The sequence below is a fragment of the Streptomyces sp. SJL17-4 genome (genome assembly GCF_036826855.1).
Taxonomy (GTDB): domain Bacteria; phylum Actinomycetota; class Actinomycetes; order Streptomycetales; family Streptomycetaceae; genus Streptomyces.
The window spans coordinates 6093145-6112948 of record NZ_CP104578.1; the positions used below are offsets into that span (position 1 = coordinate 6093145).

Consider the following 19804-nt stretch of genomic DNA (forward strand, 5'->3'; position numbering starts at 1 on the left):
CGTACGAGGTACGGCGCCCTGTCCCGTACGGGCGGAGGTGCCGCCCACGCACGGAGACGGCGGCCGCGCCCTTCCGTACGAGGTGCCGTTCCCCTCCGTGAGAGGTACCGCTCCCCTCCGTACGAGATGCCGCTCCCCCCCCGTACGAGGTGCCGCGCCCCTCCCCTCCCCATACGCTCGGTCCATGCCCCGCCGCCACATTCACGTGACCGGCGCAGCCGAGGCTCCGCTGCGGGCCGCCCTGCGCGCACTCCGTACCGAGCTCGCGATCCCCGAGGACTTCCCACCCGCCGTCCTCGCCGAGGCCGAGGCTGCCGCGAAAGCCCCCCGGCTCCCCGCGTACGACGCCACCGACCTGCCCTTCTTCACCGTCGACCCGCCGACCTCCACCGACCTCGACCAGGCCATGCACCTGGCCCGCAGAGCCGACGGCGGCTACCGCGTCCACTACGCCATCGCCGACGTCGCCGCCTTCGTCACCCCCGGCTCCGCCCTCGACGCCGAGGCCCACCGGCGCGTCCTCACCCTCTACTTCCCAGACGGCAAGGTCCCCCTCCACCCCGCCGTCCTCTCCGAGGGCGCCGCCAGCCTCCTCCCCGGCGAGCCCCGCCCCGCCCTCCTCTGGCGCATCGACCTCGACGCCGACGGCCGCCGCGTCGCCACCGACGTCCGCCGAGCCCTCGTCCGCAGCCGCGCCAAACTCGACTACGCGGGCGTGCAGCGGCAGATCGACACGGGAACGGCCGAGGAACCGGTGGCCCTCCTCCGGGACATCGGCCGCCTCCGCGAACGCCTTGAAGCCGAACGCGGCGGGATCTCCCTCAACGTCCCCGAACAGGAGATCGTCGAGCAGGACCACACCTACTCGCTCGCCTACCGCGCCCCGCTCCCCGCCGACGCCTGGAACGCCCAGATCTCCCTGCTCACCGGCATGGCCGCCGCCGACCTCATGACCGCCGCCGGCACCGGCATCCTGCGCACCCTCCCCACCGCCCCCGACGGCGCCGTCGCCCGCCTGCGCCGCTCCGCGCAGGCCCTCGGCGTCGACTGGCCGCACCACGTCTCGTACGCCGACGTCGTCCGGGCCGCGGACCCCACCGACCCCCGCCACGCCGCCTTCCTCCAGGAGTGCACCACCCTGCTCCGGGGCGCCGGGTACACCGTCTTCACCGACGGCCACATCCCCACCCCCGCCGTGCACGCCGCCGTCGCCGACGAGTACACCCACTGCACCGCGCCCCTGCGCCGCCTCGCCGACCGGTACGCGGGCGAGCTGTGCCTGGCGGCGGTGGCGGGCGACGAACCGCCCGAGTGGGTACGGGCCGCCCTGCCCACCCTCCCCGACGAGATGGCCGCCGGCTCGCGCCGCGCCAACACCGTGGAGCGCGAGAGCGTCGACATCGTCGAGGCGGCGCTGCTGCGGGAACGGGTCGGCGAGATCTTCGACGCGTACGTGATCGACGTGAAGGAACGCGAACCGGCCGTCGGTACCGTCCACCTGGACGATCCGGCGGTCGTCGCCCGCATCGAGGGCGGCGCGACACGCCTGCCGCTGGGGGAGTGGCTGCGGGTCAGACTCGCGGAAGCGGACCCGGGGAGGGCGAAGGTACTGTTCGCGCCCGCGTGACGGCCGGGCGGAGCTCGCGGTACAGGGCACGCGCGTCGTCGGCGTGGAAGCGACCTGGAGACCGCCGACTTCCTCTGAGTCCGTCGCCCTCCTGATCGGCGGGTAGCATGGTCGGCACGGCAGACGAGCCGGGCGGACGGCCGCGTGGAGATCTTCGGATCTTCCCGAGGAACGTCCGGGCTCCACAGAGCAGGGTGGTGGCTAACGGCCACCCGGGGTGACCCGCGGGACAGTGCCACAGAAAACAGACCGCCGGGGACTTCGGTCCTCGGTAAGGGTGAAACGGTGGTGTAAGAGACCACCAGCGCCTGAGGTGACTCAGGCGGCTAGGTAAACCCCACTCGGAGCAAGGTCAAGAAGGGACACCTCGGTGTCCCTGCGCGGACGTTCGAGGGCTGCTCGCCCGAGTTCGCGGGTAGACCGCAGGAGGCCGGTGGCAACGCCGGTCCTAGATGGATGGCCGTCGCCCCGACGACCGCGAGGTCCCGGGGCACAGAACCCGGCGTACAGCCCGACTCGTCTGTCGGCCCACGTGGGGAGGGCCCCCGTCCAGGCGATGTGCCTGGGCGGGGGCCCTTCTCGTTCGCTCGGGACCGTCATTCCGGCAGCCCGCTCGGTCCCGTCATTCCGGCAGCTCGGCGGGGCCGCCGAGCTCCGGGGAGACCGGTCGCTCGAAGAAGGTCTCCAGTACGACCGTGGCCTGCGTTCCGCTGACCCCGTCGATCGCGTAGATCCGGCGCAGCACGTCCTGCAACTGCTCCGTGGTCGCCGTCCTGACCTTCACGAGGACCGACGCGCTGCCGGCGATGACGTGTGCCTCCAGGATCTCGGGGAGCGCGGCGAAGTCCTGCGCCGAATCGCCCATCCACGAGACCGAGTCGACCATCACGTACGCCAGGACGGCACCGCCCACCGCCGCCGGGTCCACCTCGACGGTGGTGCGCCGGATCGCGCCGCGCTCCCTCAGCTTCCGGACGCGCTCGTGGGCCGCTCCGGCCGAGAGGCCCACGGCCTGGCCCAGGGCGGCGTAGGACTGGGTGGCGTCCTGCTGAAGGTGCGTCAGCAAGGCGCGGTCGATGTGATCCACAACTCTCCGTTCGGTCCGATCTTGCGAAGACCGTATCTCATTCGGCAATCTTCCCTGTGAGCCGTACGGCATTCGGAACGGCATCCGTGTGGATGGGAAGGAACCCGCATGACCAGCGAGCGCCCCGCACTGTACGAGATGTTCGACGACCGGTTCCGTACCGGCCGCTGCATGAACGGCGACGAGGGCCTGGAGGTCCTGTACACCGGCTGCCGCTGGGCCGAGGGGCCGATCTACCTCCCCGCCTGGAAGCAGGTGGTCTGGAGCGACATCCCCAACGACCGGATGCTGCGCTGGGACGAGGAGACCGGCGCCGTCAGCGTCTTCCGCCGCACCGCCGGTCACACCAACGGCAACACCCTCGACTGCCAGGGCCGCCTGATCACCTGTGAGCAGGGCAACCGGCGAGTCACCCGCACCGAACACGACGGCACGATCACCGTCCTCGCCGACCGCTGGCAGGGCAAGCGCCTGAACAGCCCGAACGACGCGGCGGTCAAGTCCGACGGCTCCATCTGGTTCTCCGACCCGGACTTCGGCATCACCAGCGACTACGAGGGCTACCGCGCGGAGAGCGAGATCGGCGCCAACAACGTCTACCGCATCGCCCCGGACACGGGCGACGTGCGGCTGGTCGCCGACTGCTTCGCCGCACCCAACGGCCTCGTCTTCTCGGCCGACGAGCGGCAGCTCTTCGTCTCCGACACCCGGGCGGGCTTCATCCGGGTCTTCGACGTGCGCGAGGACGGCACGCTGTCGGACGGCGACATCTTCGCCGAGGCCGCCGCCCGCGGGAACGCCCGCTTCGACAACCTCCGCTTCGACGACGGCGGCCGGCTCTGGGTGGCCGCGATGGACGACGGCGTGCACTGCTACGACCCCGACGGCACCCTGATCGGACGGCTGAACGTCCCCGAGGCGGTCGCCAACATCGCCTGGGGCGGCGCCAAGCGCAACCGTCTCTTCATCGCCGCCGAGACCAGCCTCTACTCGGTCGTCATGGCCGTCACGGGCACCCACCCGACCGGACCCGGGCACAGGCCCTGGCAGGCCCCGCGCTCCCGCTGAACCGGCCGCGGGGTGCCTGTCGTTCAGGGGTGCCTGTCGTTCAGGGGCGACGGACCTCGAAGAGGAAGCAGCCATGCTCGACCGCCCGGACGTGGACCAGTGCCACGGCCGGGTCGGCGAAGGCCTCCCCGAAGGCCCGGTCGAAGCCCTCGGACGTCGCCTCCGGGATCTCCAGGAGCCGGCCCCCGACGATGCGGCCCGCCGCGTCGTACCGGCGGAGGGTCCGAAGCGCACCGGCATGGGCGAAGGGGTACGTCTCCGAGGGCGCGGGGCCGCCGCACTCCTCGGCGTGGACGAAGACGGGCCCCTGCTCGTCGTACGCGCCCGGCTCGGCCCCGGTCTCGCCCGCCCAGCGCCGCAGCGGCGCGTACGAGACGAGCGCGATCCGCTCTCCCGGGGCGGAGCGACGCAGACAGCAGCGGAGCGGGTCACCGCCTTCGGTGACGGTGTACGGGGCGCAGGCGCGGCCCGCGTCATCCGTGACCCGCAGCTCGGCGAGGGCCGAGGGCGCGATGGGGCGGGCGGCGTAGGCGGTGGAGGCGGCGGTAGTGGTCTCGGTCTCGGTGCTCATACCCGCCAGCGTCGCGCGGCGGGGATGGGGGCGCTGGCGCAATTCGGACACGGAGGTGCGGGTCGGGGACCTGGGTGGGGCCCCGAATCCGCGGCCCCCTGCGGGTGAAGCCGCGGGACCGTCCGGACGACCGACACGTGGATCACCACGTAGCTCAGAGCGGCTGGAGCCGACGGTGCAGGAGGCAGAACTCGTTGCCCTCCGGGTCGATCAGGACGTGCCAGTTCTCGGCGCCGGTCTGACCGACGTCCGCCGGCCTGGCGCCGAGCGCCAGCAGCCGCTCCAGCTCGGCGTCCTGGTCGCGGTCTGTGGGGTTGACGTCGATGTGCAGCGGCAGTTTCCCCGTGCGAGGGTCGCTGCTGGGGCTGAGGACGAGAGTGGGCTGCGGACCGCCGAAGCCGACGTCGGGCGGCCCGATCTCGATGCTTCCGTCGCCCTCCCGGCCGAGCTCCACGTAGCCGAGGACCTCGCTCCAGAACGCGGCGAGCCGGTCGGGATCGGCGCAGTCGATGACCAGTTCACTGATGCGGCATGCCATGGCCGTCAGTGTATGGAGAGACCACGCGAGGACCGCGACCCTCTTTCGTTTGCCCGCCCGTCGTTCCTCCGTCCGCCCTTCGTTCCTCCGTCCGCCCGTTGTCCGCTCGCGGCGTGGCCGCCGCCGCGTCCGCCGCCGCGTCCGCCGCCGCGTCCGCCGCCGCGGCCGACAGGAGCTTCTCCGCCAGAGCCCGGCAGCGCTCCCTGAGCTCAGGGGGATCGAGCAGTTCGAACTCGTGCCCGAGGAGGAGTACGTGCGTGAGCACGCGGTCGAGACTCGCCGCGCCGCTCAGCACCTCGCAGCGGTCCTCGCCCCGTTCCCGTACGACCGCAGCCGACGCCGGGATCTGCGCCCGGACCGTGTCCGCCGGTGCGTGGACGAGGAAGCGTGCCTGATGGGCGTACACCCGGCTCGTCACCCCCTCCTGTACGTACTCCGCCGCGTCCGGCGCCGCGCGGGGGCGGAAGCGCCAGGTCCGGGCCGACACCGTCGTCATCCTGTCCACGCGGAAGGTGCGCCAGTCGTCACGGTCGAGGTCGTACGCGAGGAGGTACCAGCGCCGGTCGGAGGCGACCAGGCGGTAGGGCTCGACGCGGCGCGACCGTGGCGTGGCTCTGGAGGGATAGTCGAAGCCCACCTCGACCTCCTCGCGGCAGGCTCCGGCCAGCGTCATGAGCACCTCGGGGTCGACCGGTGTGCGGCCCGTGGCGAAGAACTCCACCGAGCCGGACAGGGTGCGCACCTCGTGCCGCAACCGGGTCGGCAGCACCTGGTCCAGCTTGGTCAGCGCCCGGAGCGCGGCATCGCCGGTGCCCGCGGCCGCGCCGGCGAGCAGGGAGACCGCGGTCGCGATCGCCTCCTCGTCGTCGAGGAGGAGCGGTGGCAGATCATGACCCCGGCCCAGCCGGTAGCCCCCGCCCACTCCCTGACCGGCGTGCACCGGATAGCCCAGCGTGCGCAGCCGCTCGACGTCACGTCGCACCGTACGCGGAGTGACGCCGAGCCGGCCGGCCAGCTCGGGCCCCGACCAGGCGCGCCGCTGTTGCAGCAGCCCGAGGAGGGCGAGTACCCGCTCGGTCGTACCCAACTCGTCCATGTGGGCCAGCCTGCCAGAGGTGGCGGACCGATCCTGTCCGCCTCGGGTGTCAGGGTGGATCCATGGACCGAGGTATGCCTGCTGCGCGACCTCTCCCTTCACACCGCAACGAATGGAGCAGCACGATGAGCCGCCAATTCCAGGTGACGTTCGACGCGCACGACCCGGGGGCGCTGTCGACCTTCTGGCGTGACGTACTGGGGTACGTCCACCCGGGCCCGCCGGGAGTCGAACTGCCGGAGGGGGCCGACCCGATGGCCGCGTGGGACGAGTTCCTCGCGAAGTTGGGCGTACCGGAGGAGGAGCGCAACACGCGATCGGCCCTGGAGGACCCGGAGGGTCAGGGGCCCCGGGTGTTCTTCCAGCAGGTGCCGGAGGGCAAGACGGCGAAGAACCGGGTGCACCTCGATGTCAGGGCGGCGCCTGGGCTGGAGGGGGAGGAACGGATGGCGGCGCTGGAGGCCGAATGCGAACGGCTGGTGGCACTGGGAGGGAAGCGGCTGCGCCGCTTCGAGCCGGAGCCGCCGATGAGTGACGGGTGGATCGTGATGGCCGACCCGGAGGGGAACGAGTTCTGCCTGGACTGAGGGGCGGGTGGGTGGGTGCGGGTGGGTGCGGGTCCTTGGGGTCCTTGGGGTGGGCCGACTTCCTTGGTGCGGGTGGGACCGCCCTCTTTCCGAGAGTCGCTCCTTCCGGTGGTGCGTCAAGGGCGCTCCTTCGTCGCGTCGCTGCGCGATGGCCTTCGGCCACCCTTGACCCACCACCTCCAGGAGCGAAGACACTCTCGGAGGGCGGTCCAGGGGGCGGGGTCACCGCCGGGCTTCGGGCAGGGGCCGCTCGGCGTGGGCGTGTGCCGGCCGGTGGGTGGGGGCTGGGTTCGTGGTGGGGGTCCGGTGGGCGCGTTCCCGTCGGTCGGGGTGCGCGGTTGTTGAATGGGGCGGCGGGGCGACGCTTAGCGTCGGAAGGTCGGCCGGGGCGGGGCTTCAGGCCCCGCTGGTCACTCCGGGTGGGTGGGGGCGTGAGTAACTCTGCATTTCTCGAAGTAACAGGCCCCGGATTAAGCCTCATTGGGGGCGAATCACCCTTATCGGGCGATGAAAGTGCAAGAAACTCACGCCGACCGCTCCCACCACCCACGAACACGGACCAGCGGGGCCTGAATCCCAGCCAACCGCCGGCCGCAACCCGCTGAGCCAAGCCGGGCCGCCCCATTCAACTGCCGCGCACCCCCAACCCACCGGACTTCACCCACCGGCCCGAGCTACGAACCAAGCCCCCACCCACTCAGGCACACAGCCAACACACGCCCCCGCCGATGCCCGGCCTCGCACCCCACCCACCAGCCCCACGCCGCCCACGACGCGCAACCACCCCCGAGGCCCCCGCGTGGCCCCGGCCCTCGGCCGCCCTCCGAGTGTGAAAAGGCGGCCTCCGCCGCCGGGTCAAGGGTGGAGCGAAGCGGAATCGGCGAAGCCGACGCGACGAAGGAGCGCCCTTGACGCGGTGGTGGAGGACGCCACACTCGGAAAGAGGGCGGCCGCACCCGCACCCTCACAGTCGGCCCACCCCAGGCCCGCCCCGCCCCCCGACCCCTCTCAGCTGCACAAAGCCGTGTCCACGACCTTCTGCACGCCGTTGATGGCCGCCTTCTCCGTCGGGATGCTCGTCACCGTGACGTTGGCTGCGCGGCCGGCGTCCGTGACTCCGCCCCTGGTCTCGTAGCCCGCGATGTCACCCCCGTGGCCCCAGTAGACGCCGCCGCACGACAGCGGCCTGCTCATGAGCCCCAGCCCGTAGCGGAACGGGGTGCCCTCGACGGGGACGGTGGTGCGCATCTGCGCGCGCTGGGCCTCGGCGAGCAGGCTGTCTCCGCCGAGGAGCTTGTCGAAGAACCGGTTCAGATCGGAGTTCGTGGAGATCATCTGACCCGCCGCCCAGGCCACCGACGGGTCGATTTCCGTGAAGTCGCGCAGCGGCTCTCCCGCCTTCGTCCTGTGATAACCCCTCGGATGGGGTTCCCGGATCGTCTTGTCACCGACGGTGGGGAAGTACGTGTGCCGCAGCCCGATCTTCTTGATGATGCGCCGGTCGATCTCCTCGGCCAGCGGCCGATGGGTGACCTTCTGGATGATCAGGCCCGCCAGTACGTAATTCGTGTTGCTGTAACTCCACTTCTCCCCCGGCGCGAATTCGGCCTTGTGCTTGAGCGCGATGTCGACCAGGTCGCGGGGTTCGAAGTACCGGTACGGGAGTTCGTCGTCACTGATGTCCTTCCCGTACTCGGGAATCCCGCTCGTGTGCTGCAGGAGCTGACGTACGGTGATCTGCCGCCCGTCGATTCCCTCCCCGCGTACCAGGCCCGGAAGATACGTGTCGACGTCCGCGTCGAGATCGATCCTTCCCTCGCCGACCAATTGCAGGACGACCACCGCCGTGAACGTCTTCGTATTGCTGCCGATCCGCACCTGACCGTCCCTCGGCACCTTCGCGCCGGTCGCCAGATCACCGACCCCGGCGGTATAGGTACGCGTGCGGCCCTCACTGTCCTTGACGCTCGCCAGCGCGGCGGGCTGACCGTCGCGCACCAGGGCGTTCAGGCCCTGCTGGACGGTGTCGTGCTTCGGGGCTGCGAACGCCGAGGGCGGCGCCAGGACGCCCGCCGTCATCACGGCGACGACCACCGCCGCCGCGGCGGCCACTCCTCCGCATCGGCCTCCCGCCTGCCGCCGGGAGAAGCGGAACCTCGACGTCTTCATGGCTTGCGTGTTCATCAGCTGTCCTTCCGTCGATCGGGCAGGACACGATCATGATTTCCAGGGTCTGGAAGCGCATCGCGGGAAGGCGGGAGATCTCGCTCCCCCGATCGGGGGAGGCCGCTCGTGAACCGCCCGTACATACTGGCCGATTATGATCAAAGGACTTCGGCCGCTGCTGCGCCGCTCCACGTACTCGGGAGCGTTGTTCGCCTACAGCGCCGTTCTGGCCAGCCTTCCCCTGCTCTCCTTCGCGCTGCTCCCGGCATTGGCGTGGCGATCCGCCCCCGAGGGTGTGCAGGTCGTCATGGTCCTGCTCGTCTGGGCGGCACTGATCGGCCTGGTCGGCCTCGCCCGCACCACGCGGCGCGTGCTGATCCTTTCCGCCCGTCGGATGCTGAGGGTGGCATTGCCGACCCCGGCCGCCCTGCAGTCCGTCGTCGACCGCCGGCGGACTCCTCTCTGGCTGCTGCTGCATGTGGCACTCGGCTGGACGGGTGCGCTCGCGAGCGGTCTGCTGTTCTTCGTGGCCCTGGCCCTCCCGGGAGGCTGGCTCGATGCCGAGTTCGAGCTGAGCCTGTTCGGCCGGTCGGTACGGGTGGACGACGGCTGGCAGAGCTGGGCGGTGGCGCTCGGCTGTCTGCTGCTCGCGGCAGCCGTCTGCGTGCTGGTCACGAACGCCCTGCGGTGGTCCGCGCCGAGGCTGCTCGGGCCGTCGACGGCCGAGCGGCTCGCCCTCGCGGCCGAGCGGGAGCTGCGTCTGGCCGAACGCAACCGGCTGGCCCACGAGTTGCACGACTCCATCGGGCACACCCTGACGACGACCACGATCCAGGCCGCTGTCGCGGGCGAGCTGATGGCGGCCGACCCGGTGGCCGCGCGGGCCGCCCTGCGCAGCGTCGAGGAGTCGGCCCGGGCCGCGCTCGAAGACCTGGACTACGTGCTCGGCGTGCTGCGCGAGCAGGAGGCCGAGACGGCACCGACCCGCGCCCTGGCGGATCTGCCCGATCTGCTCGATCGGGTGCGGCACGCGGGCGCGGTGGTGGAGTGGGACGGGTCGGGGGATCTGGCGCAGGTGCAGGGGACGCTGTCCCGGGCGGCGTACCGGATCCTTCAGGAAGGGCTGACGAACGCCATGCGGCACGGAGCCGGCGGCCCGATCCAGGTCCGCGTGGCGGCCGGACCGGAGGTTCTTGAGCTGGGAGTGGTCAACGAGACCGGGGTCGGTACGGATCCGGGCGCGGGTCCGGGCGAGGGTCCGGGCCGTCGGAAGGCCTTCCCCACCTCCGGGCACGGCCTGCCGGGTCTCGTCGAGCGTGTGCGACTGCTGCACGGGGAGATCGAGGCCGGTCCGGACGGGCCGGGGCACTGGCGGCTGGCGGTCAGGTTGCCCGTACGGTTGTCGGCATGACCGGCCGCTCCGACGTCGGCGAAACCGTCACGACCCTCCTGATCGCGGACGACGACGAGGTGACCCGCAGCGGTCTGCGTACCCTGCTTGCCGCGCAGCCGGGGATCGAGGTGGTCGGGGAGGCTGCCGACGGCGTGGAGGCGGTCGAGCGGGCGCGGCGGCTGCGTCCGGACGTGGTGCTGATGGACGTACGGATGCCCCGCCGCAACGGGATCGAGGCCACCCGGCAACTCCTTGCCGAATCAGCCGAATCAGACGAATCAGCCGACCCGACCGTTCCGCCGAAGGTCGTCGTCATCACCACCTTCGAGAACGACGACTACGTCACCGCCGCGCTCAGCGCGGGTGCCGCCGGGTTCGTGCTCAAGCGGTTCCCGGTCCGGCAGATCGCGGAGGCCGTCCGGGTGGTGGCGGCGGGGGAGGCGATCCTCTTCCCGACGGCACTGCGGCGGATGGTCGCCGCCCGTCCGCTGGACTCCGCAGCGGCGCTGCCGAGGGCGGCGCTGACGGGGCGGGAGGAAGAGGTGTTGCGGCTGATGGCCACCGGGCTTTCCAACCCGGAGATCGCGGAGTCCTTGACGGTGAGCCTGGAGACGGTGAAGACGCACGTCGGGAACGTGCTGACCAAGCTGGGCGCGCAGAACCGGACCCACGCGGTGGTCATCGCGTACGAGTCCGGTCTGGTGGTGCCCGGGTTCACCGGCTGACGCGGCGTGCGGCGCGTTCCCGGGCCCGGGGCCCTGGAGGGACCGGCCAGGTGCGTCCCCTGGCCGGTCCCTCCCGGGCGGGTGGGTGCGGCCCACGGGCTCAGGCGAGGACCTCGACCGTCCACTGAGGGTCCCGGTCGTCCGTACGGACGAAGATGCGCTTCGGGAGCAGGGAGCGGTCCTCGAACAGGTCGCGGCCGAGGGCCAGACCGTTCTGGTCGATCACGTACGTGCCGTCCCGGAGGTCGGCGAGCGAGGTGATCGTGGTGAGCGCGAGGGTGTCGCCGTCGCCGTCGACGCGCTGGAAGCGCCAGACGGAGGCGGGGGAGTCGTCGGGGCGGACGACGACGGGTGCGCGCTCGGGGCCCTCCGAGGCGATGGTCTCCTCCGTCCCCTTGGCGGTGAGCCGGAAGCCCTCGTCCTCCCGGGTGATCAGCCACTCCCCGGCTCGGGTCGGGTCGACGAGGAAGCCGACGACGGCTCCGTCCTCGACCCCGACCGGGGCCCCCTTCGCGTACAGCTTGACGACCTTGCCGGCGTTCGACATCGCTCCTCCTGGGCTACGTGGGTTGCGTGGGTTGCATGTGTTCGGTGGATCGCGTGCTGTGGTCATGCCGGACAGTGCCCGTACGGCCCTGCCCGGTGCCAGCGAACACGCAGGTCATAGGCTGTGTGGCGCTGAGAAGTCGTCAGGGAGGGGCAGGTTCCGCGCGCCGTGGAGCAGGATCGGGATCAGAGTGGGTCGGGCGTTTCGCTCGGCAAGGCGGGGAGTGGCGGACCGGCGAACGCGCCGGCCGGGGAACGCTGGTGGCGGCGGCCCGGGTTCGTCGTCTTCTGCCTGGTCGTGATGCCCCCGGTGGGCATCGTGCTGGCCTGGTGGACCCGGTGGTCGCCGGGCCGGAAGGTGCTCGCCACCGTCCTGTCGGGCGTCTGGTTCGTGGCGGTGGGTACGAGTGATCCGCCGGCGGACGAGCCAGCGGTCGCGGGCGCGAAGCCCTCGGCCGGCACGCGCCCGACGGCGTTCGCCCCGTACACCCGGCCGACGCCCACGCCGACCCCCACCGTGCGGCGGGTCGTGGCCGACTACCGGGGACAGAACCTGGAGGCGGCGTCCCGGGCCGCGTACGAGGCCGGGTTCCGGGCGCGGTCGCACGACGCGACCGAGGACGACAAGATGCAGCTCGTGGACGGCAACTGGAAGGTCTGCTTCCAGGAGCCGGCGGCCGGGGAGACGGCCACGACCGAGAAGGGGCGGCGGATCAGGATCGAGTTCGCCGTCGTCGAGAAGAGCAGTCCGTGCCCGGCGCGGGACGGCGAGGCCGTCGTCTTCCCCAAGGTGCCGAACGTCGTCGGCAAGACCTTCGCGAAGGGCTCGGCCGAGCTCCGCGAGGTGGGCCTCACGGAGATCCGGGGCGCCAGTGTGTACACGGACGTGGAGCTGAGCGCCCGTCACGAGGACTGGCGGATCTGCTTCCAGAGCCCGGAGGCGGGCGAGGACGTGGAGCGCCCGGCCCACATGTCCGTACGCCTCTCCCTGGCCCGGCCCGGTCTGTCCTGCCCGAGCGAGGACTACGCCCGCCTGTACGGGGACCCGGACCCGGACCCCGACCGCCACGGCGGCACCGACGGCGGCTCCGGCGGTTCGGACGGTTCGGGCGACTCCGGCGGTTCGGGCGGCGGCCTCGCCTACTACAAGAACTGCGACGCCGTCCGCGCCGCCGGCAAGGCCCCGATCTACCGAGGCCAGCCCGGCTACCGCTCGGGCCTCGACCGGGACAACGACGGCAAGGCCTGCGACTGGTCCTGACGGCCCGCCCCGCCTCCCTGCCTCGGCCCGCCCGCCTCGGCCCGAATCCGACTCGGCCGGCCCGGTCGGTATCGGTCATCCGGGGCAGCCTGCCGGGTCCCTTCGGCGTGCGACACGCGCCGGGGGCCCGGTGAGGTGTACGGGTAGGGCATGACCATTCCCGTGGAGCGGCTCACCGACCCGGCCGTGCGTGCGTTCGTCGCGGCCCTCAACGCCAATGACCAGACGGCTTTCCGGGAGGCTCTTACTCCCGGTGCGACCATGTCCGACGACGGGTCCGAGCGGGACCTGTCCGAGTGGACCGAGCGGGAGATCTTCTCCTCGCGCGGGCACATGGAGATCGAGTCCGAGAAGGGCGGCGGGCTCGATCTCGTCGCCCGGTTCCGGAACGACACCTGGGGCGAGATGAAGACCCGTTGGCACTTCGTCGTCGAGGGCGGAAAGGTCTCTCGCTTCGAGACCGGTCAGGCCTGACACCGTCCGCAGTCCGGGCGCACGGGGGAGTCCGTGCGCCCGTCCGTCCGTGCGTCCGGGGGAGTCCGTGCGCCCGGCTGTCCGTCCGGCTGTCCGTCCGTCGGGCGGGTCACCCCCGCCCGATGTACGGCATCGTCGTCGCCATCACCGTCGCGAACTGTACGTTCGCCTCCAGCGGCAGTGCCGCCATGTGCACCACCGTCGCCGCCACGTCCGCCGCGTCCATCACCGGTTCCGCCGCCAGTTCGCCGTTGGCCTGGAGGATGCCGGTCTGCATGCGGGCCGTCATCTCCGTCGCCGCGTTGCCGATGTCGAGCTGTCCGCAGGCGATCCGGTACGGGCGTCCGTCGAGCGACAGGGACTTCGTCAGGCCCGTCATCGCGTGCTTCGTCGCCGTGTACGCGATCGAGTGCGGGCGCGGTACGTGGGCCGAGATCGAGCCGTTGTTGATGATCCGGCCGCCCTGCGGGTCCTGCTCCTTCATGGACCGGAAGGCCGCCTGGGCGCAGAGGAACGCGCCCGTCAGGTTGACGTCGACGACCGCGCGCCAGGTGTCCGGGTCCAGGTCCTCGACGGGGACGCCGCCGCCCGCGAACGTACCGGCGTTGTTGAAGAGCAGGTCGACGCGGCCGTAGCGGTCCCGTACCGCCGTGAAGAGGGCCGCCACCTCCTCCGCCGAGGTCACGTCCGTGGGGACGGTCAGGAAGTCCCCGTCCGGTGAGGCCGCCGCCGTCTCCTCCAGGGCGCCGGCCCGGCGGCCCGCCAGGGCCACCGACCAGCCTGCCGCCGCCAGGGCGAGGGCCACACTCCGGCCGATGCCCGATCCCGCTCCCGTCACCACTGCGATGCTCATGGGCGCGCAGCGTACGCGAGACGCGTGCCCCATGAACTCATCGTCCCGACACGTGGATGTTCTGTACCCGACAACGTGAGGTCGCCCCGCCCCCCTCGAATGACGGACGGACAGCATCCGTCTGGGGAGGGGCACATGAACCGCGTACACGACGTTCACGAGCATTCCGAGGAACTCCGCGCCGCCGCACGCCACTTGGGCCGCCGCCGGTTCCTCACCGTCACCGGGGCCGCCGCCGCGCTCGCCTTCGCCACGCAGCTCCCGGTCGCGGGCTCCGCGGCCGCGGCCGAGCTCGACGGGCGGCGCATATCCGAGGACCCGTTCACCCTCGGTGTGGCGTCCGGCGACCCGCTGCCCGGCTCCGTCCTGCTCTGGACCCGGCTCGCGCCCCGCCCCTTCGAGCCCGGCGGCGGCCTGCCCGCCGAGCGGGTCTCGGTCCACTGGGAGCTCGCCCGCGACGAGCGCTTCACCCGGACCGTGCGCCGCGGCCGGGCCACCGCCCACCCGGAGTTCAGCCACACCGTCCACGTCGAGGTCGAGCACCTCGACTCCGACCGGGAGTTCTTCTACCGCTTCCGCGTCGGCGACTGGACCAGCCCCGTCGGCCGCACCCGCACCGCCCCCGCCCCCTGGGCCGGCAACACCGGTCTCAAGCTCGCCGCCGTCTCCTGCCAGGCGTACCACGACGGCTACTTCACGGCCTACCGCCACCTCGCGCAGGAGGACGTCGACGTCGTCTTCCACCTCGGCGACTACCTCTACGAGTACGCCGTCAACGCCACCGGCGGCGCCCGCGCCTACACCGACCGGACCATCCCGGCCGTCTTCAACCGCGAGACGCTCACCCTGGACGACTACCGGCTCCGGTACGGGCTCTACAAATCGGACCCCGACCTGCGCGCCGCGCACGCCGCCCACCCCTTCGTCGTCACCTGGGACGACCACGAGACCGAGAACAACTACGCGGGCGGCACACCCGAGAACAGCGTCCCGCCGGAGGAGTTCCTGCTCCGTCGCGCCGCCGCCTACCGCGCCTACTGGGAGCACCAGCCGCTCCGCGCGCCCCAGCGGCCCCAGGGACCCGACATGCGGCTCTACCGTCGGCTGCGCTTCGGGCGCCTCGCCCAGTTCGACATCCTCGACACCCGCCAGTACCGCTCCGACCAGGCGTACGGCGACGGCTGGCAGGTCCCGGGCCCGGAGTCCGAGAACCCGGCGCGGACGATGACCGGCGCCACGCAGGAGCGGTGGCTGCTCGACGGCTGGCGCGGCTCCCGCTCCCGCTGGAACGTCCTGCCGCAGCAGGTCGTCTTCGCCGAGCGCCGCGACCGCGCCACCGCCGACTTCAAGCTGTCCATGGACTCCTGGGACGGCTACCCGGCCTCCCGGCAGCGGCTCCTCGCCGGTGCCGACGCCGCCGGGGTCGAGAACCTGATGGTGCTCACCGGGGACGTCCACGTCGGCTACGGCCTCGACATCAAGGCCGACTTCCGCGACCCGGCCTCGCGGACCGTCGGCACCGAGATCGTCGCCACCTCGATCAGCAGCGGCAAGGACGGCGCCGACCGTCCGTCGAACTACGACAAGCTCATGCAGGCCAACCCGCACCTGAGGTTCTTCAACGGGCGGCGCGGCTATGTGACGGTCGCGCTCGGCGAGGAGTCCGCACGGGCCGACTTCCGTACGGTGCCGTACGTGACGACCCAGGGCGCTCCCGTCACCACGGCCGCCTCGTTCGTCACGGAGGCGGGCGACCCGGGCCTCAAGCCTGCGTGACCAGAGCCTCCTGGGGTACGGCGGTCTCCTGGGGATAGCGGACGCCGATGCGGTCCCGTACCGCGTCGAGCGTCCGCATCACCGCGAGCGAGCCTTCGAGGGGGACGAGCGGGGACTCCGTCCCGCCCGCCCGCAGGCAGCGCATGACCTCGGCGGCCTCGTGCCGGAGGGCGTGGGGGTCGTCGTCCGACACGAACTCCTCCGGCTCGTGGCCGTTGCGGTGCAGGGTGAAGCGGTCGGGGTAGAAGAAGCCGCGCGGGACGTCGATCCGGCCCAGCGAGCCCGTCACCGAGGCCGTCAGCGGGGTGTCCGCGTCGATCGAGCAGGACAGCAGCGCCGACGCCCCCGAGTCCGACCAGCCGAGCAGCATCCCGGTGTTCAGGTCGACGCCCTCCGGTGAGAGCAGCGCGTGCGCGTGGACCGTGTCCGGCTCACCGAGCAGCAGCTGCGCGAACGACACCGGGTACACGCCCAGGTCGAGCAGCGCCCCGCCGCCCACCGCCGGGTTCCGCAGCCGGTGGTCCGCCGCGAACGGGCCCGCGAGCCCGAAGTCCGCCTGTACGGTCCTGATCTCGCCGATCGCCCCGCCGCGGACGAGCTCCGCGAGGCGCCGGACCAGCGGGTTGCAGTACATCCACATGGCCTCCATCAGGAAGAGGCCACGGTCCCGGGACAGGGTGACGAGTTCCTCTGCCTCGCGGGCGTTGAGCGTGAGAGCCTTCTCGCAGAGCACCGCCTTGCCCGCCTCCAGGGCGCGGCCGGCCGCCTCCCGGTGTGCGTGGTGCGGGGTCGCCACGTACACCACGTCGACGTCCTCGTCGGCGAAGAGCCCGTCCCAGTCGCCGTACGCCCGAGGGATGCCGAACCGGTCCGCGAAGGCCTTGGCGGACGCCTCCGTACGGGACGCCACCGCGACGATCTCCGCACCGTCGAGCGTCCGCAGGTCCGTGACGAACCGCTCCGCTATGCCGCCCGTCGCCAGGATTCCCCAGCGCACCGTGTCACCCATGTTCCCCACCCGTCCCCACCCGTTCCCATCTGTCCCATCGATCCCCCTCGATCCGCAGAGGTCTCGACCATGCCTGTCGAGCTGAGAGCATAGGCAAGGATTCAACGAAATGGAGCGGTCGATGCCGGAGAGCGGCCAGAAGACAACACAAGGACACATAACCGAAAGAGCCCCCGAGCCGACCGGTCAGGCGACCACCCGGCGCACCGGGCTCCTCGTCACCCTCGTCCTCGGTGGGCTCACCGCACTGCCCCCGCTCTCCATGGACATGTACCTCCCGGCCCTGCCCGAGGTCACCGGCGCGCTGAACGCCCCCGCCGCCACCGTCCAGCTCACCCTCACCGCCTGCCTCGCCGGCATGGCCCTCGGCCAGCTCGTCGTCGGCCCCATGAGCGACAAGTGGGGCCGTCGCCGCCCGCTGCTCATCGGCATGATCGTGTACGTCCTCGCCACCGCCGTCTGCGCCCTCGCCCCCACCGCCGAGACGCTCATCGGCTTCCGGCTGCTCCAGGGCCTCGCCGGCGCCGCCGGCATCGTCATCGCCCGCGCGGTCGTCCGCGACCTGTACGACGGCGTGGAGATGGCCCGGTTCTTCTCCACCCTGATGCTGATCTCCGGCGTCGCCCCGATCATCGCGCCCCTCATCGGCGGCCAGATCCTGCGGATCACCGACTGGCGGGGCGTCTTCCACGTCCTCACCGTCATCGGCATCCTCCTCACCCTCGTCGTCTGGCGCTTCCTCGGCGAGACGCTGCCGCCCGAGCGGCGCCACGAGGGCGGGGTCGGCCAGGCCCTGCGCACCATGAAGGGGCTGCTCGCCGACCGCGTCTTCGCCGGGTACATGCTGACCGGCGGGCTCGCCTTCGCCGCCCTCTTCGCGTACATCTCGGCCTCGCCGTTCGTCGTCCAGGAGATCTACGGGGCCTCGCCGCAGACCTTCAGCCTGCTCTTCGGCCTCAACTCCATCGGCCTCGTCGCCGTCGGCCAGGTCAACGGCAAGCTGCTCGTCGGCCGCGTCAGCCTCGACAAGGCGCTCGGCTGGGGCCTCGGGATCATCCTCGTCTCCTCCCTCGCGCTGCTCCTCATGACCAGCGGCGTCTTCGGGAAGGTCGGGCTCGTGCCGATCGCGGCCGGACTCTTCGTCCTGATGTCCGCGATGGGCCTCGCCATGCCGAACACCAACGCCCAGGCCCTGATGCGCACCCCGCACGCGGCCGGCTCCGCGTCCGCGCTGCTCGGCACGACGTCGTTCCTTATCGGCGCCGTCGCCTCCCCGCTCGTCGGCATCGCCGGCGAACACACCGCCGTCCCGATGGCGGTCGTCCAGCTGACCTGCGCGGTCCTGGCCGTGGCCTGCTTCCTGGGCCTGTGCAGGCCGTGGCGGCAGGGAAGGTCGGGCGCGGCGCCCACGAACCCCTAGGGCCTGTCTTTCGGACCATGCCGGGCTCGCGGGGCCGCCGACTCCGGGCCGCCGGGGCTGGACGTGCCGCCGCCTAGACTGTCTCGGTGAACGCCTCCGCTCCCTCCGCCGACTCCCTGCGCGCCGCCCTCGCCGGGCTCCTCGACGGGCTGCCGCCCAAGCAGGCCGCCCAGGCCGTCGACCGGCTGATCGCCAACTACCGGGGGACCACCCCGACGGACACCCCCGTGCTGCGCGACCGCTCCGACGTCGCCGCGTACGCCGCGTACCGGATGCCGGCGACCTTCGAGGCGGTACGGGGCGCCCTCGACGCCCTGCGCGAGGCAGCGCCCGACTGGGAGCCGCGTACCCACACCGACGTCGGCGGCGGTACGGGCGCGGCGAGCTGGGCCGTCGCCGAGGCCTGGGAGGAGCAGCCGCCCCGCACCACCGTCCTGGACTGGGCCGAGCCGGCCCTCGCCCTCGGGCGCGAGCTCGCCGCCGGGGCCCTGGACGCCGAGTGGCGCACGGCCAGGATCGGTGGCGCGCTGCGGCTCGCCGACACGGACCTCGTCACCGTCTCGTACGTGCTCAAGGAGCTGACCGAGGCCGACCGGGCCGCCCTCGTGACCGAGGCGGCGCGTGCCGCGCAGACGGTCGTGATCGTCGAGCCCGGCACCCCCGACGGCTACGAGCGGATCATCGCCGCCCGCACCCTGCTGATCGAGGCCGGATTCACGGTCGCCGCGCCCTGCCCGCACAGCGGGGCCTGCCCGATCGTGCCGGGCACGGACTGGTGCCACTTCTCGGCCCGGGTCAGCCGTTCCTCGCTGCACCGGAAGGTGAAGGGCGGTTCGCTGCCGTACGAGGACGAGAAGTACAGCTACGTGGCGGCGACCCGCTTCCCGCCGGCTCCGGCGGCCTCCCGGATCACCCGCAGGCCGCAGATCCGCAAGGGCCTGGTCCTCCTCGAACTGTGCGGCCCGGACGGACTGGCCCGCGAGACGGTCACCAAGCGCCACGGCTCCCTGTACAAGCAGGCCCGCGACGCCGAGTGGGGCGACTCCTGGCCGCCGGAGGACGAGGGCTGAGAGTCCGGCCCGGTCAGACGGGGGAGACCAGGCCGCGTACCGGGTCGGCGCGGACACCGGTCGACCAGACGACCGGTCCGCAGCCCTCGCCGTTGGGCGCGTGCCTGCGCAGGGTGAACGGGGCGCTGCGGTCGTAGACCGTGCGATGGGAGGCTGCCGGGTCGGTGACCACGAGGCGTACCGTCACCTGCTTCTCACCGGTGACCTCGGGCATGTCCAGGTTGAGGAAGGCCGCGTCCCGGCGCTCTTGGCAGGTCCCGTCGACGCAGAGCCGGTAGTGGGCCCCGGCGGGGAAGTCGCCGGGCTGCCAGGTGACGGTCACCCCCGATCGGCGCCGATCAGGGTGCACACGCGCCCGCCCTGGCTCTGGCATCCGGTCGCGAGGAGCACGGCGGCGGCCGCCGCCGTGACAGCGACCGCGGCGCGAACGTATCGGTGGTTCCTGTGCGTACCCACCGAAAATGCCCCCCCGAAGTCACGTTTCCGATGTTCCGCAGACCAGGAGGGGCACTTTACGGAGGCGGGCGAGCGCCGTCG

General features: G+C 72.1%; 18 protein-coding genes, 1 other RNA gene and 1 pseudogene. 11 read left to right on the top strand and 9 right to left on the bottom strand.

Annotation, left to right across the window (positions count from 1 at the left end; all coding sequences use genetic code 11):
- Nucleotides 1-184 precede the first annotated feature (184 nt).
- Nucleotides 185-1627 carry an RNB domain-containing ribonuclease gene (locus N5875_RS27405; RefSeq protein ID WP_318211418.1) on the top strand — a complete coding sequence of 481 codons (1443 nt, stop codon included), beginning with the start codon at nt 185-187 and terminating at the stop codon, nt 1625-1627.
- 124 nt (nt 1628-1751) lie between these two features.
- Nucleotides 1752-2150: RNase P RNA component class A (gene rnpB / locus N5875_RS27410), an RNA gene on the top strand.
- Nucleotides 2151-2249: 99 nt separating this feature from the next.
- On the opposite strand, the gene N5875_RS27415 is transcribed toward rnpB, so the two are convergent.
- Nucleotides 2250-2714 carry an Lrp/AsnC family transcriptional regulator gene (locus N5875_RS27415; RefSeq protein ID WP_318211417.1) on the bottom strand — a complete coding sequence of 155 codons (465 nt, stop codon included), beginning with the start codon at nt 2712-2714 and terminating at the stop codon, nt 2250-2252.
- 108 nt (nt 2715-2822) lie between these two features.
- Here N5875_RS27415 and N5875_RS27420 point away from each other — a divergent pair, with 108 nt between their 5' ends.
- On the top strand, nt 2823-3782 hold the full coding sequence (locus N5875_RS27420; protein ID WP_338496781.1) for an SMP-30/gluconolactonase/LRE family protein: 960 nt from the start codon (nt 2823-2825) through the stop codon (nt 3780-3782).
- Nucleotides 3783-3822: 40 nt separating this feature from the next.
- On the opposite strand, the gene N5875_RS27425 is transcribed toward N5875_RS27420, so the two are convergent.
- The 3 genes and pseudogenes from N5875_RS27425 to N5875_RS27435 form a co-directional block, all read right to left on the bottom strand.
- Nucleotides 3823-4353 (bottom strand): DUF1203 domain-containing protein, encoded by a 531-nt coding sequence (locus tag N5875_RS27425; RefSeq protein WP_338496783.1) that lies wholly within the window; start codon nt 4351-4353, stop codon nt 3823-3825.
- 154 nt (nt 4354-4507) lie between these two features.
- Nucleotides 4508-4891 (bottom strand): VOC family protein, encoded by a 384-nt coding sequence (locus N5875_RS27430; protein WP_318211414.1) that lies wholly within the window; start codon nt 4889-4891, stop codon nt 4508-4510.
- Nucleotides 4892-5045: 154 nt separating this feature from the next.
- Nucleotides 5046-5987: pseudogene (locus N5875_RS27435) on the bottom strand (YafY family protein); the annotation flags it as partial.
- A 125-nt stretch (nt 5988-6112) separates the two neighbouring features.
- Between N5875_RS27435 and N5875_RS27440 the strand changes: the two are divergent.
- Complete coding sequence (locus N5875_RS27440) at nt 6113-6574, top strand: VOC family protein (RefSeq protein WP_318211413.1); 462 nt, start codon at nt 6113-6115, stop codon at nt 6572-6574.
- A 1008-nt stretch (nt 6575-7582) separates the two neighbouring features.
- Here N5875_RS27440 and N5875_RS27445 read toward each other — a convergent pair.
- A complete protein-coding gene (locus N5875_RS27445; RefSeq protein WP_338499278.1) occupies nt 7583-8686 on the bottom strand; it encodes a serine hydrolase domain-containing protein in 1104 nt (367 codons plus the stop codon).
- 208 nt (nt 8687-8894) lie between these two features.
- On the opposite strand from N5875_RS27445, the gene N5875_RS27450 reads away from it, so the two are divergent.
- Both N5875_RS27450 and N5875_RS27455 read left to right on the top strand, forming a co-directional pair.
- Nucleotides 8895-10151 carry a histidine kinase gene (locus N5875_RS27450; protein WP_338496786.1) on the top strand — a complete coding sequence of 419 codons (1257 nt, stop codon included), beginning with the start codon at nt 8895-8897 and terminating at the stop codon, nt 10149-10151.
- A complete protein-coding gene (locus N5875_RS27455) occupies nt 10148-10858 on the top strand; it encodes a response regulator transcription factor (RefSeq protein ID WP_338496788.1) in 711 nt (236 codons plus the stop codon). Before N5875_RS27450 ends, N5875_RS27455 begins: the two co-directional genes overlap by 4 nt.
- 100 nt (nt 10859-10958) lie before the next feature.
- On the opposite strand, the gene N5875_RS27460 is transcribed toward N5875_RS27455, so the two are convergent.
- Complete coding sequence (locus tag N5875_RS27460; protein ID WP_318211410.1) at nt 10959-11405, bottom strand: hypothetical protein; 447 nt, start codon at nt 11403-11405, stop codon at nt 10959-10961.
- A 168-nt stretch (nt 11406-11573) separates the two neighbouring features.
- Between N5875_RS27460 and N5875_RS27465 the strand changes: the two genes are divergently transcribed.
- Entirely contained in the window at nt 11574-12665 is a 1092-nt protein-coding gene (locus tag N5875_RS27465) for an excalibur calcium-binding domain-containing protein (protein WP_338496790.1), read from the top strand.
- Between the two features lie 150 nt (nt 12666-12815).
- Nucleotides 12816-13139, top strand: coding sequence for a nuclear transport factor 2 family protein (locus tag N5875_RS27470; RefSeq protein ID WP_318211408.1), 324 nt, complete (start codon nt 12816-12818; stop codon nt 13137-13139).
- A gap of 109 nt (nt 13140-13248) precedes the next feature.
- On the opposite strand, the gene N5875_RS27475 is transcribed toward N5875_RS27470, so the two are convergent.
- Nucleotides 13249-14025 carry an SDR family oxidoreductase gene (locus N5875_RS27475; protein ID WP_318211407.1) on the bottom strand — a complete coding sequence of 259 codons (777 nt, stop codon included), beginning with the start codon at nt 14023-14025 and terminating at the stop codon, nt 13249-13251.
- A gap of 102 nt (nt 14026-14127) precedes the next feature.
- Here N5875_RS27475 and N5875_RS27480 point away from each other — a divergent pair, with 102 nt between their 5' ends.
- Nucleotides 14128-15768, top strand: a complete 1641-nt coding sequence (locus N5875_RS27480; RefSeq protein ID WP_338496793.1) for an alkaline phosphatase D family protein — start codon at nt 14128-14130, stop codon at nt 15766-15768.
- Here the strand turns inward: N5875_RS27480 and N5875_RS27485 are convergent.
- Nucleotides 15755-16777: a Gfo/Idh/MocA family oxidoreductase gene (locus N5875_RS27485; RefSeq protein WP_338496796.1), complete on the bottom strand. Its 1023-nt coding sequence runs from the start codon at nt 16775-16777 to the stop codon at nt 15755-15757. The two genes, N5875_RS27480 and N5875_RS27485, sit on opposite strands and share 14 nt — an antisense overlap.
- Before the next feature lie 121 nt (nt 16778-16898).
- Between N5875_RS27485 and N5875_RS27490 the strand changes: the two genes are divergently transcribed.
- Nucleotides 16899-18197 (top strand): Bcr/CflA family multidrug efflux MFS transporter, encoded by a 1299-nt coding sequence (locus N5875_RS27490; protein WP_338499280.1) that lies wholly within the window; start codon nt 16899-16901, stop codon nt 18195-18197.
- Nucleotides 18198-18283: 86 nt separating this feature from the next.
- Entirely contained in the window at nt 18284-19267 is a 984-nt protein-coding gene (locus N5875_RS27495) for a small ribosomal subunit Rsm22 family protein (protein ID WP_318211404.1), read from the top strand.
- A gap of 13 nt (nt 19268-19280) precedes the next feature.
- Here N5875_RS27495 and N5875_RS27500 read toward each other — a convergent pair whose 3' ends face one another.
- A complete protein-coding gene (locus tag N5875_RS27500; RefSeq protein ID WP_338496799.1) occupies nt 19281-19589 on the bottom strand; it encodes a hypothetical protein in 309 nt (102 codons plus the stop codon).
- Between the last annotated feature and the right edge of the window lie 215 nt (nt 19590-19804).